General features: G+C 71.9%; 12 protein-coding genes. 4 read left to right on the top strand and 8 right to left on the bottom strand.

From position 1 onward, the window contains the following. The first annotated feature begins 5 nt into the window (after positions 1 to 5). Both ACIBF5_RS03345 and ACIBF5_RS03340 read left to right on the top strand, forming a co-directional pair. Entirely contained in the window at positions 6 to 1,226 is a 1,221-nt protein-coding gene (locus tag ACIBF5_RS03345) for a molybdopterin molybdotransferase MoeA (RefSeq protein WP_396808263.1), read from the top strand. 37 nt (positions 1,227 to 1,263) lie between these two features. Further along, complete coding sequence (locus ACIBF5_RS03340; protein WP_396807643.1) at positions 1,264 to 1,701, top strand: molybdenum cofactor biosynthesis protein MoaE; 438 nt, start codon at positions 1,264 to 1,266, stop codon at positions 1,699 to 1,701. Between the two features lie 16 nt (positions 1,702 to 1,717). Here ACIBF5_RS03340 and ACIBF5_RS03335 read toward each other — a convergent pair whose 3' ends face one another. Both ACIBF5_RS03335 and ACIBF5_RS03330 read right to left on the bottom strand, forming a co-directional pair. Continuing rightward, a complete protein-coding gene (locus tag ACIBF5_RS03335) occupies positions 1,718 to 3,166 on the bottom strand; it encodes a glycosyltransferase 87 family protein (protein ID WP_396807641.1) in 1,449 nt (482 codons plus the stop codon). A gap of 241 nt (positions 3,167 to 3,407) precedes the next feature. Further along, entirely contained in the window at positions 3,408 to 3,953 is a 546-nt protein-coding gene (locus ACIBF5_RS03330) for a DoxX family protein (RefSeq protein ID WP_396807639.1), read from the bottom strand. A gap of 162 nt (positions 3,954 to 4,115) precedes the next feature. Between ACIBF5_RS03330 and ACIBF5_RS03325 the strand changes: the two genes are divergently transcribed. Then, positions 4,116 to 4,655, top strand: a complete 540-nt coding sequence (locus tag ACIBF5_RS03325; protein WP_396807637.1) for a GNAT family N-acetyltransferase — start codon at positions 4,116 to 4,118, stop codon at positions 4,653 to 4,655. 46 nt (positions 4,656 to 4,701) lie between these two features. Here ACIBF5_RS03325 and ACIBF5_RS03320 read toward each other — a convergent pair whose 3' ends face one another. Then, positions 4,702 to 5,952 carry an AAA family ATPase gene (locus ACIBF5_RS03320; protein ID WP_396807635.1) on the bottom strand — a complete coding sequence of 417 codons (1,251 nt, stop codon included), beginning with the start codon at positions 5,950 to 5,952 and terminating at the stop codon, positions 4,702 to 4,704. Between the two features lie 125 nt (positions 5,953 to 6,077). Further along, on the bottom strand, positions 6,078 to 7,139 hold the full coding sequence (locus ACIBF5_RS03315) for a flagellar basal body protein FliL (RefSeq protein WP_396807633.1): 1,062 nt from the start codon (positions 7,137 to 7,139) through the stop codon (positions 6,078 to 6,080). Positions 7,140 to 7,396: 257 nt separating this feature from the next. Between ACIBF5_RS03315 and ACIBF5_RS03310 the strand changes: the two genes are divergently transcribed. Beyond that, entirely contained in the window at positions 7,397 to 8,143 is a 747-nt protein-coding gene (locus ACIBF5_RS03310) for a prepilin peptidase (RefSeq protein ID WP_396807631.1), read from the top strand. A gap of 23 nt (positions 8,144 to 8,166) precedes the next feature. Here ACIBF5_RS03310 and ACIBF5_RS03305 read toward each other — a convergent pair whose 3' ends face one another. From ACIBF5_RS03305 to ACIBF5_RS03290, 4 genes are all read right to left on the bottom strand, one after another. After that, positions 8,167 to 11,385, bottom strand: coding sequence for a UvrD-helicase domain-containing protein (locus ACIBF5_RS03305; protein ID WP_396807629.1), 3,219 nt, complete (start codon positions 11,383 to 11,385; stop codon positions 8,167 to 8,169). A 134-nt stretch (positions 11,386 to 11,519) separates the two neighbouring features. After that, complete coding sequence (locus tag ACIBF5_RS03300; protein ID WP_396807627.1) at positions 11,520 to 11,771, bottom strand: MoaD/ThiS family protein; 252 nt, start codon at positions 11,769 to 11,771, stop codon at positions 11,520 to 11,522. Between the two features lie 2 nt (positions 11,772 to 11,773). Then, on the bottom strand, positions 11,774 to 12,901 hold the full coding sequence (gene moaA, locus ACIBF5_RS03295) for a GTP 3',8-cyclase MoaA (RefSeq protein ID WP_396807626.1): 1,128 nt from the start codon (positions 12,899 to 12,901) through the stop codon (positions 11,774 to 11,776). Positions 12,902 to 12,918: 17 nt separating this feature from the next. Beyond that, positions 12,919 to 13,809 (bottom strand): fructosamine kinase family protein, encoded by an 891-nt coding sequence (locus tag ACIBF5_RS03290; RefSeq protein WP_396807624.1) that lies wholly within the window; start codon positions 13,807 to 13,809, stop codon positions 12,919 to 12,921. Positions 13,810 to 13,944: the final 135 nt, after the last annotated feature.

The raw sequence follows: 13,944 nt of genomic DNA, 5'->3' as shown, positions 1-13,944 counted from the left end.
AGAGCATCCAGCGCCCCCCGGTCGACTGGGCAACGGCACGTGACCAGGTGTACGCGGCGGGTCAGGCGGACGCCCTCGCCCCCGAGGACCTACCGTTGCCCGAGGCGGACGGCCTGACCCTGGCCGAACCGCTCACCACGCTGACCGATCTACCCGCCTTCCCCACCTCCAGCGTGGACGGTTGGGCGGTCCGGGGTGCCGGCCCGTGGCGGGTGGTCGGGCGGGTGCTCGCCGGCGGCACCCCACCGCCGCTGCCCGAGAACGGTACGGCGGTCGAGATCGCCACCGGGGCCATGCTGCCGGACGGCGCCGACGAGGTCCTACGGATCGAGGAGTCGACCCGTACGGACGACGGCCGGGTGGCGGGCACACCCCGTACCACGCCGGAGTGGCGTTCCCCCGGTGAGGAGGCGTACGCCGGTGAGGAACTGCTTCCGGCCGGCACCCCGGTCGGACCCGGCGTGATCGGGTTGGCCGCCTCCTGCGGCTACGACCGGCTGCGGGTGCGTCCGGCGCCACGGGCCGCCCTGCTGGTCTTCGGCGACGAACTGCTCACCGCCGGGCCACCGCAGGCCGGTCAGGTCCGCGACGCGTTGGGACCGGCGGTGCCGGCCTGGTTGCGGCGCTACGGTGCCAGGGTCGCGCCCACGGACGTGATCGGACCTGTGGCAGACACGCTCTCCGCGCACGTGGCGGCGTTGCGTACGGCGCTGGCCGGCGCCGACCTGGTCTGCACCACCGGCGGGACCATGCACGGCCCGGTCGACCACCTGCATCCGGCGCTCGCCGAACTCGGCGCCGACTACGTGGTCAACACCGTCGCGGTCCGTCCCGGCTTTCCGATGCTGCTCGCCCGGGTGACCGGGCCGGACGGGCGTAACCGTTACGTCGCCGGGCTGCCGGGCAACCCGCAGTCCGCGATCGTCGCCCTGGTCTCGCTGGTGGCGCCGCTGCTCGCCGGGTTGCAGGGGCGGCCGATGCCGCTGCTGCCGTACGTCACCCTGGACGAACCGGTCGCCGGGCGGGGGGACTACACACATCTGGCCCTGGTCCGGGTCGACCCGGTGCTCGGCACCGCCCGTCCGGTCCGGCACGTCGGCTCGGCGATGCTGCGCGGGCTGGCACGAGCGGACGGGTTCGCGGTGATCGAGCCCGGTGGCACGGGTGAGGCGGGGGCACGGGTGCCGCTCGTACCGTTGCCGTTGTTGCCCTCGGTGGGATCATGACCTCGGCCCCTCGGCCACGTACGGAAAGGTGGGCGCCGTGAGCGCACCGACTACCACGGGTGTGACCGAGGTGGCGGTCACCAGCGAACCACTCGACCTCGCCGCGCACGAGGCGGCGGTCGCCGACCCCCGTGCCGGCGCGGTCGTCTCCTTCCAGGGTGTGGTCCGGGACCACGACCACGGCCGTGCGGTCACCAGCCTGGAGTACGAGGGTCACCCGAGCGCGCTCGACGTGCTCCGTTCGGTGGCCGCCGAGATCGCCGCCGACCCGGACGTGTACGCGGTCGCCGTCTCGCACCGGATCGGGCCGCTGGCCATCGGCGACGCGGCCCTGGTGGCGGCGGTGAGCACCGCCCACCGGGCGGCTGCCTTCGCCGCCTGCGCCCGGCTGGTGGACGAGGTCAAGGCCCGGTTGCCGATCTGGAAGCGGCAGGTCTTCGCCGATGGCACCGAGGAGTGGGTCAACTGCCCCTGACGTCGGCCGACCCGGCTCAGCGCGGCCGGTTGTAGAGCGGGAGGCGGTCGAGCCGGCGCCGTTCGGTGTAGAAGGCGGGCTCGGCGCCGGGGCGCCAGGGCAGGGTCGCCACCAGCACGATCAACGCCAGCGCCAGGGAGTTCTCCATCAACGCGCCGAAGAAGCCGTCCTGGTAGTGCGAGACCTCGGGGAGCTTGTGCTCGTACGGCCAGATCGGCGAGATCACGAAGAGCAGGTAGAGACTGACCGCCGCCACAGCGTGCCGGAGTCCGGTCAGGGTGGGGAACCAGATCGGTGACCGGAGCCCGACGAGGCCGACCGAGTTGATGCCGGCCGGCGGACCGATCCGGTCCAGCAGGCCACGGCTGGCGCGTCGACGACGCAGCGCGGTGTCGGCGAGCACGATGATTGCCGGCAGCACCCAGACCAGGTGGTGTGACCAGGAGATCGGACTGATCACATTGGTGGTCAGACCGACCAGGGTGAACGCGGTCAGTTCGTCGCCGTCGGCGTGTGCGTTCGCCGCCCGGGAGAGCCCGATGGCGAGGATGACCAGGGCGAACGAGAGCCAGAGCAGTCCCGGCGTCTCGATCGAGTCGTAGAGGCGGGCGAGTACGCCGGCCAGCGACTGGTTCGGCGTCATGTCCGCCGCGCCGACCCGCTCGGTCTGCCAGAGCACTCCGGTGAAGTAGCTCATCGACTCGCGGCCGGCGATGGCGAAGGTTCCGAGGGTGACGGCGATGGTGGTGCCGATCGCGGTCATCGCGGCCCGCCACTGACGGGTTACCAGCAGGTAGAAGATGAACAGCGCCGGGGTGAGCTTGACCGAGGTGGCCAGCCCGATGCCGACCCCGGCCCAGGCGCCGCTGAAGAAGAACCGGCGCAGTGGACGGTCCGCCCGGCCCTGACGGGTTCCCCGGTGAGCCCGCCAGCGCAGTGCCACCAGGTCGGCGATGATGAGCCCGAAGAGGAGCAGGTTGACCTGCCCGTAGCCGAGGGTCTCCCGGACCGGCTCGATGGCCACCGCGAGCGGGACGGCGATGCCGACGACGAACCAGAGCGATCCGCCGAGCCGTTCGGCGATCGGTCGCAAGAGGGCGGTCAGTACGACCGCGAGTACGGCGATGCTGGCGAGGACGTTCAGCCAACCGGCGACGCCCACCGGGAACCACGCCATCGGCAGCATCATCAGCGCCGCGAACGGTGGATAGGTGAAGCCGAGCGTGGTCATCGGCGCGATGAAGGTGTAGATGTCGTTGCCGCTGGCCCACCAGACGACCGCGCCGTGGTAGATGCGCATGTCGAAGAAGTTGTACGGGCGTCCGAAAACGTCGATGGCGAGCCAGGCAGCGTACCAGACGGCGGCGATGATGCCGAACCGGGCAGCGGTTTTACGATCGATGCCACGAGTGGCACGGCGGACTGGGTCGAGTCGGTCCAGCCGTCTCCCGACGGTCGCCGGCATGGTGTGGCACCCCCGTACAAGTGTCGTACTTTCCGAAAATCCCGCCCAGGTCCTGTTGGGAGCCTAGAACGGGGGACCACTCGCTCGCCCGTTGCGTTATCCGACCGTGTCCGATCCCACACTAGTTCGCGACATTTCCACCGCGTTAACGCGGGGCGACTGTTTCACGTTATTCGCGGTTTCCGTCGTACCGGAGAGGACACGCCCCGATATCGACGCAGCTCAGCCGTGGACCGCGCGATCATCCGGGCAGCCGCCGCATGCCCAGTGCGGACTTCGCGGCGATTCTCGTACCCCGTCGGGCCCCTCGTACCGTACGTCGTACCGACCGGCGGCCGTCGTCGAGCGCGTGTCCGGCCCGCCACCGCAGCCCCGGCCGACCCTCGGTGTCGACGGCGGCGAGCAGCAGACCGCCGAGCAGGCCCAGGTTTCGTACGAGGTCGGTGCGCTGTTGCCGGCGTTGGGCCGGATCGTTCTCCGTCCAGTAGGCGTGCCCGGCCAGCGTGGTCGGCACCAGCGTGCCGGCGAGCGCCAGTGCGGCCGGTCGGGCGAGGAATCCGGTGGCGAGCATCAGCCCACCGACGAGCTGGACCGCGCCGTTGATCCGGACCAGCGACGCCGGGTCGGTCGGTATCCGCGGATTGATCCGGGTCAGCGTTGGTGCCACCCGGTCCGTCACCCGTTCCGCACGGACCGCGAACGGCTTGGGGTCTGCCACGGCCTGGGCGCCGTTGACCACGAAGATGCCGCTCAGCAGGGTGCGCGCGACGGTACGTACGGGTCTCATGAGACCAGTCCTACCCGCTCGGCGTCCCCTTCACCCCCGCAACCGCCGAACTGACCGGTGGCCGTCACTCCCGCGCCGTACGCCTGTGACCAGCGTGGATCACACAACTGCTCGGCCAATCGTGATGCAGACCGGGTGCTGCTACCGGTAGCGTCGCCAGGCGTGACGACTGTACGGCTGCGACCCGAGGGGATGGCCGACGCCGCGGCGATCCGCCGGGTGGTGGCCGCCGCCTTCGCAGCCCCGGACCGTCCGGTGCCGGCCGAGGTTCGGCTGGTCGAGGCGCTGCGAGACAGCGAGGCGTGGCTTCCGGAGCTGTCCATGCTGGCCGAGGTGGACGGCGAGGTGATCGGTTACGCGCTGCTCACCCGGGTGTTGGTGCAGCCGGGAGCGGTGCCGGCGCTGGCGCTCGGTCCGGTGGCGGTGCTGCCCAAGCGGCGCGGGGCCGGCTACGGCACGGACGTCGTGCAGGCGGCGCTGGCTGCCGCCACCGAGTTGGGCGAGCGGCTGGTGGTCGTGCTCGGCGACCCGGCCTACTACTCGCGGTTCGGGTTCGTGCCGGCCTCCCGGTACGGGCTGACCAGTCCCTGGTCGGGGCTTGGCGCACCGTGGCAGGCCCTGGTGCTGCCGCCGTCGGTGAGCGGTGACGGCGCCGTACCGGTCGGCGAGGTGAACTACCCGATGCCCTGGTCCCGGGTCTGACCGTCGCCCGTGCCCCTGTCGGCGGGCTCGTCCGGTAGTCGGTCGTTCAGGCCGGTTGGGTACGCAGGTAGCGTCCGAAGTGCGGCACCGTGAAGGCGACCGTGCCCCGCTCGCCCGAGTAGATCAGCCCCTTCTTGATCAGCGCGTCCCGGGCCGGGGAGAGGCTCGCCGGTTTGCGGCCGAGCGCACGGGCGATTTCGGCGGTCGGTACCGCCGCGTCCATGTCGTCGCGTTCGACGCCGCTCTCCTCCCCGGCGACCAGGGAGAGGGTGGCCATCGCCCGCATGTACTCGCGTTCGGCCGGGGTGGCCCGCTCGAATCGGGAGCCGAAGAAGCCGACGGCCAGTTCCGCCTCCGCCTCGGGAGCGGCGACCCGTACGTCGGCGGCGGTGACCGGCGAGCGGGGCGCGTGGTCCCAGGTCGCCTTCCCGTACGCCTGGACGAAGTAGGGGTATCCGCCGGACTTCTCGTAGAGCAGGTCGAGCGCCTTCTGCTCGTACTCGACGCTCTCCCGTTCGGCCGGCGCGCAGAGCGCCTGGTCGGCGGCGATCCGGTCGAGCCGGTCGATGCGCTGGTAGCGGAAGAGGCGCTCCGAGTAGGACTTGGCGGCGGAGAGCACGGCGGGCAGGTGGGGCAGGCCGGCGCCGACCACGATCAGCGGTGCGCCGAGCTGCGACAACTCGTGGCAGGCGGCGCAGAGTGCGGAGACGTCCTCGGGGTTGACGTCCTGCATCTCGTCGATGAAGACGGCGATCCCGGTGCCGACGTCGGTGGCGACGCTGGCCGCGTCGGTGAGGAGTTCGACCAGGTCGATCTCGATGTCGCCGGAATCGGCCCGGCCGCTGGCGGCGGGGACGTCGATCCCGGGCTGCCAACGGTCGCGGAGCTTGGTGCCGGCCGATCCGCGACCGCTGCCGGCGGCGGGGCCGCCGCGCAGGGCGAAGGCTTTGAGTACGCCGAGGAAGCCGTCGATCCGGTCCGGCGCGCGGTGGTGCGGCGCGAGTTCGCGTACGGCCATGTGCAGGGCGGCGGCGACCGGTCGGCGCAGTGACTGGTCCGGCCTGGCCTCGATTTTGCCGGTGCCCCAGAGGCGTCCGATGGCCTGCGAGCGCAGGGTGTTGAGCAGGACGGTCTTGCCGACCCCGCGTAGCCCGGTGAGCATCAGGCTTCGTTCCGGTCGTCCTCGTGCGACGCGTTCGAGGACGATGTCGAAGACGTCGAGTTCCCGCCCCCGGCCGGCGAGCTCTGGTGGGCGCTGGCCGGCGCCGGGGGCGTACGGGTTGCGGACCGGATCCACGCATTGCACCGTATCGGCATGTCTAGCCAGTGGGCTAGAAATAGGTAGATCCTGCTACGGCGTGTCGTCTCGTGAATAAACTAGGACTGTCTAGCAGAATTGCTAGACAGTCCTAGTTTCCACAATCACTGCGACTTCAGGCAGAGTACGAAGTCGAGCACGTCGAGTTCGCTGTTGAAGAAGTACCACTCGGTATAGCCCTCGACCTGCGCGCACTTGGTCTTGGCGTCATTCTCGCCGTCCGTGGCACCGTCGAACCGCCGCAGTACCTGGTACGTCTTCGGCCCGCACTGGGTGATCGCCAGCTTCGGCTTGCCGTTCGCGTCACCCTCGTTCTTCACGCACTGGCCCTCCTTGACCAGCCGTGCGTCGGTCGACGACTCCGGTGCGGGGGTGCCCTGTTCGGGATCCGCGCTCGGATCGCCCGGCGCACCCTCGCTCGGATCCGCACCGGGCAGGGACGCACCGGCAGCGGGCGTACCACCCGAGTCACCACCGTCCCTGGTCGCCCACCAGAGTCCGGCACCGCCGACCCCGAGGACCAGCACCACCAGCGTCACCAGGACCGCGGTGAGCGCCTTGCTGCCCTTGCGGGGTGGCACCGGCGCAGCGGTCGTCCACTCCGGATCCGGACCCGGCGCCGGGTAGCCCGGCGGGTAACCCTGGCCCGGACCGCCCGGACCGCCCGGACCGCCCGGACCGCCCGGACCGCCGGGGTAGCCCTGGCCGCGATAGCTCTGGTCGCGGTAACCCTGATAGTCCTGGTAACCGCTCGGCGAACCGGGACCGCCCGGCGGGACCGAGGCCGGCCTCTCCTGCCACGGCTCCGGCTCGCCACCCCACGGGTCCGCCGGCTGGGCGTACGGATCACGGGACTGCCGGTACGGCTCCTGCGGCGGGGACTGCGGGGCACGCGGCTGCCGGTACGGCTCCTGGCGGTACGGCTCGGCCTGCGGCTGCCGGTACTGCCCCTGCGGGTAATCCCCGGGGGTCGGTTCACCCGACGGCTGCCGGTACGGCTCCGTCTGCGGCCGGCGGTACGGGTCGTCCGGATGCTGCCCCGGCCAGGACCCCGAGCCCTGCCCTCGGTGGGGCCCCTGCTGCTGGCCGGGCCATGGCTCCGGCTGCTCGCCCGGGTACGGCTGCTGGCCGGGGTACGGCCCGCCGGGCGGTCCGTGGTGAGACATGGACTGTCCTCCTGGCACGAGAGTAAGAGGCTGGCCACCCGTACGGGACGGCGATGCTCTGGTCACCGTAGCGTGACCCCCTGATCGGCTCACCTCCCGGAACCTCGTCAACGTCGGCAAGTCCGCCGGCTTTGCCGGATCCGTACCGACCCGTCGCTCTCCGGCGGGGTGCGATTGTCATCCACCCGACCCGGGATCTTCACCCGCGCCGTGCACGGGGTCGACCGGTGCCGACCGCGGCGATAGCATCCGGGCGCATGTCCGCCGCGCTCACCGCGACCGCCGTCGCGACGGTGCTCGGAGCGGTGCTCGCGGCGTTCACACCATGGCTGGTCCACCGGCTCTCCGTCGAGCCGGGATCGCCACCCCGGTCGGCCTGCGAGCGATGCACCCGCCCGTTCCCGCCCGGCCGGCCCGGCTGGGTACGCCCCGGCGCACGCTGCCCGGGCTGCGGCGTGCGCCTGGGTCCCCGTACCGGAACGGTCGTGGCTCTCGGCACCGCCACCTGCGGCCTGCTCGCCGCCGGGCTCTCCGGCACCGACGGAATCGACCCGGCGCTGCCGGCGCTGCTCGCGCTCGCCGTGGTCGGCCTACCGTTGGCCCTCATCGACCGGGCCTGCCTGCGGTTACCGGACCCGCTGCTGGCGCTCGCGGCGACAGCCGCACTGCTCGGGCTCGGCGGCGCCACCATCGCCCTCGGTACGCCCGAACCCCTGCTGCGGGCGATGCTCGCCGCAGTCGCCAGCGCCGCCGGGTATGTGCTGCTCGCGCTCCTGCCCGGTTCCCGGCTCGGGTTCGGTGACGTGAAGCTGGCCACCCTGCTCGGTCTGCCGCTGGGCTGGTTCGGCTGGCCGGTCCTGCTGCTCGGCCTTTTCCTGCCGCACCTGATCAACGGGGTGGTCGCGTTGGCGCTGCTGCTCACCGGGCGCGCCGGCCGGGGCAGCACGTGGGCCTTCGGACCGGCACTGCTCGCCGGCGCCCTGTTCGCGCTCCTGCTCCGCTGAGCACACCGGCGGGCGGGACGAGGTCAGAGGAGCCGAAGCTGACGGTCCTTGGGACGGCGTGGCTCGGCGTCACCGAACCGTTCGAAGAGTCCCGCGTCGATCGGAGCCAGGAACGGCGTCGGGCTGCACTCGCGTTCCTGACCGTGCCGAACCCGTCGGGCGACGTGACTGAGATAGAGCCGGTCCTGTGCCCGGGTGAGTCCGACGAAGAACAGGCGCCGTTCCTCGGCCACGTCGTCGTCGGTCGGCGGCCGACCCGGGAAGCGGAGCGGAAGCAGCCCGTCCTCGCAGCCGACCAGGAACACCACCGGGAATTCCAGCCCCTTGGCGGCGTGCAGGGTGAGCAGGGTGACCGCCTCGGCGCGCGGATCGAGCGCGTCCACCTCGGCGCCGGTGGCGAGCTGCGACAGGAACAGCGACAGGTCGTCGCCGCAGCGCTGGGCGAGCGGGGTGAGCAAATCGACCGCGTTGCGGATCTCCTCCGGGCCGATCCCACCCGGGGCGTCCAGGGTCGGAGTGGCGAACCGTTCGGCGAGCACCTGACCGGCGAGGCGTACCCGCGCGGCCAGTGAGCCGCCGAGCCCGTCCGCGTGCCGCAGCTCGCGCGCGATCACCGCCACGCCGGGCCGGTCGCGCAGCCGGTTGTGTGAGCGCTTCTGCACCGGCACCCCGGCCCTGACCAGGGCGTCCACGATCGGGGCTGCCTGGGCGTCGGTCCGGTAGAGGACGGCGATGTCGGAGAACGAGACGGTCGAGTTGCGCCCGTCGATCCGGCCCGAGTCCAGCGAGCGGTGCGACAGCCCGCCGACCAGGTCGTCAACAGTCCGTACGACGAAGTTCGCCTCGTCCGCCACCGACGCGGCCGGATAGCGGCCGACCAGCGGCGCCTCCAGGTCCAACCGTGCCGGGTCCAGCCGTCGCCCGGGGACCAGCGACGACGGGGCGATGGCCTGCACCGAGGCGGCCAGGATCGGCGCCGAGGAGCGGTAGTTGCGGGTCAGCCGGACCAGCCGGGCGTCGGCGAAGTCCTGCGAGAACCGCAGGAAGTACGCCACGTCCGCACCCCGGAACGAGTAGATCGCCTGGTCCGGGTCGCCGATCGCGCAGAGGTTGCCGTCCGGCGGGGCGAGCAGCCGAAGCAGCTCGTACTGCACCGCGTCGACGTCCTGGTACTCGTCGACGAAGATCCACCGCCACCGGTCGCGGTACTGCCGAACCAGCTCCGGGTCGTCGCGCAGCACCCGTACCGGCAGGGTCACCAACTCGTCGAGGTCGACCAGGTCCTGGCCGCGCAGCAACTTGACGTACGTCGCCTCGTCCTCGCCCGCCTCCGCCCGCGCGGCGGTCCGCTCGGTGTCGTCGGCGATCCGGAAGTCGGCGGGCAGACCGGCCGCAGCCGGATGTTCGCGCAGGATCGCCAGGCCGAGGGAGTGGAAGGTGGCGACGGTGATGTCCTCCGCCACCGGGCCGAGCAGCCCGTCGAGCCGGACCTGCAACTCCTCGGCCGCCCGCCGGGTGAAGGTGATCGCCAGGCAGTGCTCCGGGAAGACGTTCAGCTCCGCGCAGAGGTACGCGATCCGGTGGGTCAGCGTACGGGTCTTGCCGGTTCCCGGACCGGCGACGATGAGCAGCGGCCCGCCCGGTGCGGAGGCGGCCACCCGCTGCATCGCGTCCAACCGGTCGAGCAGGCCGGTGCCGACCTCCTCCATCCCCGCGAGCATCGGTTCGAAGGGTTCGTGCGGTGACGGCGGCGGGGCGATCGGTGGGGCCGGCGGCGGCACGGCACGGGCCGCCCGCCGCTTCGGCTCGGCAGCCTTCGCGGGGGCCTTGGCGCGTGGCTTCGGCGCCGACTCCGCCGCCGGTCGCGGCCGGGGCGTGGAGACGGGTACGTCGAAGAGCGCCTCCGGCTGCCCACCCGTACCCGGGCCGCGCAGCTCCTCCGGGGCGAAAAGGCTGATCACGCCGTACTCGCCGTCGAAGCCGGGGACGCGACGTACCTCGCCCCGACGGAGCCGGTCGATCGCCTCGGTGAGCCGTTCGCCGCCCGCCTGCCGTAGGTCGTCCAGGGGTACGGCGGTGAGGATGTCGAGTTCGGCGCCGAGCGCGGCGACCAGGTTGTTGAGCTGCCCCTCGACCGTCTTCGACTTCGGGCCGACGCCGTTGATCTCTCCCAGGATCTCGGCGAGCTGGACCAGGTGGGTGACCCGTGGCGCGTTCGCGGGTGCGTGTCCCTCCGGCCGGTCGGCGAGGTCCTCGACCCGGCTCAGTACGCCGACGGTCAGCGGCTTGCCGCACTCCGGGCAGAGGCCGCCGGCCTGCCGGGTACGTTCCGGAGCCCAGTTGACGCCGCAGAGCCGGTGCCCGTCCGCGTGGTACTTCCCCTCCTCGGGGAAGAACTCGATCGTGCCGGCGAGCCCGTCCCCGGTACGCAGCGCCGACCGGATCGAGAAGTAGTCGACGTCGGTGGCGAAGACGGTGGCCTCGCGGGCCAGCGCGGCGGGCGAATGGGCATCGGAGTTCGACACCAGCCGGTACCGGTCAAGGCTGGACACCCGCCAGTTCATCGCCGGGTCGGAGGAGAGGCCGGTCTCGACCGCGAAGATGTGCTCGGCGAGATCGGCGTAGCAGTCCGCGATCGCGTCGAAGCCGGACTTGGAGCCGAGCGCGGAGAACCATGGCGTCCAGATGTGCGCCGGCACCAGGTAGCCGTCCGGGCTCGCCTCCAGCACGATTTCCAGCAGGTCGCGCGAGTCGAGTCCGAGGATCGGCCGGCCGTCCGAGCCGATGTTGCCGATCCGGCCGAGTACCGCGTTGAAGCGGGCGACCGCGTCCAGGTCCGGCAGGTAGATCAGGTGGTGCACCTTGCGGGTCCGGTCGTCCCGCTTGTAGATCGTGGAGATCTCCACGCTGAGCTGGTAACGCACCGGGTTGGCTTCGGCCACGCTGGACAACCGGGGCGGCAGTCGGCGGGCGATGTCCCGTTCGGCCTCCGGGCTGAGCCGGTAGAGCCCCGGTTCGGCCGGCTGGAGGGTCTCGCGGAGGTGGTCGTACCACGCGGGGTGGGTGAAGTCCCCGGTGCCGAGCACGCTGATGCCCTTGCGTTTGGCCCACCAACCGAGGTTGGGCAGGGTCAGGTCGCGACTGCACGCGCGGGAGTATTTCGAGTGGATGTGCAGGTCCGCGACGAACGAACCGCCGGCCAGGGCGGAGCCGCCGGAAGGTGCAGCGCTGAACGGAAGCACGCCGCATACTGTCATGCACCGGTCCGCCCGCGCGTGGCGCCACGCACAAGCGTGAGATCCGCTATGCGACAGGCGACGTGCGCTCGCCGGTCAGCGCCGCCTCGCTCGCCGGTCAGCGCCGCCTCGGCGGCCGGTCAGCCGCCGGCGAACGGGGGCAGTACGTCGACCGTGGCGGCTGACGGCAGCGGCTGCTCACGATCGTGCTGGACCACGCCGTCGACCAGAAAACTCGCCACCTTCAGCACGGCGGCCAGTCGTTCGCCGTGCCGGATGCCCAGTACGTCGGCGAGTTCGGCCAGGCTGAGTCCGCCCGGAGCGGGCTCCTCGCGTACGCCGGCCGCCGCCCGTGCGGCGGCGAAGTAGCGGATCGTCAGTTCGGCGCTCATCGTCAGCCTCCGATCGCCGACATCGGGCGGGCCGGCTGGAGAAAGGTCGGGTCGTCGATGTCGTGTCCGGCCCGCTTGCCCCACATCGCGGTACGCCACCGACGTGCCAGTTCCTCGTCGTCGGCGCCGGCCCGGAGCGCTTCGCGCAGGTCGGACTCCTCGGTGGCGAAGAGGCAGGCGCGTACCTGCCCGTCGGCGGTGAGCCGGGTCCGGTCGCAGTCGCCACAGAACGGGCGGGTGACGCTGCCGATCACACCGACCCGCGCCGGGCGGCCGTCGGGCGCGGCGAATCCGTCGACCAACCAGGTCTCGGCCGGTGCGCCACCCCGGTCGACCGGGTCGGGCAGCAGGGTGAACTCGGCCTGTAGCGCGGTCAGGATCTCGGTCGCGGTCACCATCGCCTCGCGATCCCAGCCATGTTGGGCGTCGAGCGGCATCTGTTCGATGAAGCGAAGTTCGTAGCCGTGGGCGAGGGCGAACCGGAGCAGTGCCGGCGCGTCCTGGTCGTTGACCCCGCGCATCAGCACCGAGTTGATCTTCACCGGGGTCAGCCCGGCGTCGGATGCGGCAGCCAGCCCGGCCAGTACGTCGGCGAGGCGGTCCCGTCGGGTCAGAGTGGTGAACCGGTCCGGGTCGATGGTGTCGAGCGAGACGTTGACCCGGTCCAGCCCGGCGTCGCGTAACGGTCGGGCGAGCCGGGCCAGCCCGATGCCGTTCGTGGTCAACGACAGTGTCGGCCGGGGGCTCAGGCTGGCGGCGGCGGCGACGATGGCCGGCAGCCCGGGACGGATCAGCGGTTCACCGCCGGTGAACCGCACCTCGGTCACACCGAGCCGCAGCACCGCCACCCGGACCAGACGGCTGATCTCGTCGTCGGTGAGCAGCCGGCTCTTCGGCAGCCACGGCAGCCCTTCCTCGGGCATGCAGTAGGTGCAGCGCAGGTTGCACCGGTCGGTCAGGGAGACGCGCAGGTCGGTGGCGACCCGGTGGTACCGGTCGACGAGACCGTCCACCGCCGGTCGTTGTGGCACGGCCGCCCCCGGTGCTGTCTGCTCGGGTGCGGTCGCAGTTTCCGGTCCGGCTGCTCGCGCCGTGCCGGCGGCGGTCGATTGGATAACCCGGATGCCCATCGTTCGACGGTATACCGTCAACCGTCCAGCGCGGAGCCAGCCGCTGTGCTTACCGCCGACCGGTAGCCGCCGCCGAAGAGGGCGGTGTGCACCAGCAGCAGGTGGAGTTGGTGCAGCGGGAGCCGTGCGCGCCAACCGTCGGCGAGCGGCCAGACCTCCTGGTAGCCGTCGAGGATGCGGGGCAGTTCGGGGGCGCCGCCGAAGAGCGCCAACTGGGCCAGGTCGGTCTCCCGGTGTCCGCCGTGGGCGGCCGGGTCGACCAGCCAGACGCGTCCGTCGGCGCCCCAGAGCAGGTTTCCCGGCCAGAGGTCACCGTGGATGCGAGCGGGCGGCTCGTCGCCGCCGTACCCGTCGATGGTGTTGATCACCCGCTCGACCAGGTCGACCTCCGCCGACCCGAGGGCGCCGTTGTCGACCGACCGGCGCAGGTACGGCGTCAGCCGGTGTTCGGCGAACCAGGCCGACCAGGGGCCGGGCGAAGGCGTGTTCGACTGCGCCAGTGCGCCGATGTAGCCGGACCAGTCGGCACCGAAGGTCGGCGCGCCGACCCGGTGCAGGGCGGCCAGGTCCCGGCCGAAGCGGGTGGCCGCTGCCGGGGTCGGCGGGCCCGGTTCGACCCATTCGAGGGCGAGCAGTTCGGGCAGTTCGGCGACGACCTCCGGCACCGGGACCGTGCCGGCCGCGCGCAACCAGCGCAGTCCGGCCGCCTCGGCTGTGAAGAACCCCTCGGGTACGGGTGTCGCCGCGCCCTCGGGCCAGCTCTTGGCGAAGACCGAGTTGCCGTCGTCGAGGGTGAGTCGACGGGCGTCGCAGATGTCGCCGCCGGCGACCGGCGTCTCCCTGATCCGTTGGTGGGTGAGGAAGGTGGGCAGGTGCTGTGGGTGCGCCCGCAGGTACGCCAGGTCCATCCGCGCAACGTACCGCGCCTGGCTCGGGTGCACCTGTCAGTGGCTGACCAGCGGAACTACGCTCTGTGTCTGTGGATAACCGCGCGTGTCGTCCACAGGGTCTGGCAGCCGTTCCAATCCCGGGCGACGCTCGTG

Source organism: Micromonospora sp. NPDC050417 (assembly GCF_044458865.1).
Classification (GTDB): Bacteria; Actinomycetota; Actinomycetes; order Mycobacteriales; family Micromonosporaceae; genus Micromonospora_G.
Note: the sequence above shows the minus strand (reverse complement) of the source record. Positions and strands in the feature narration are given on the sequence as shown.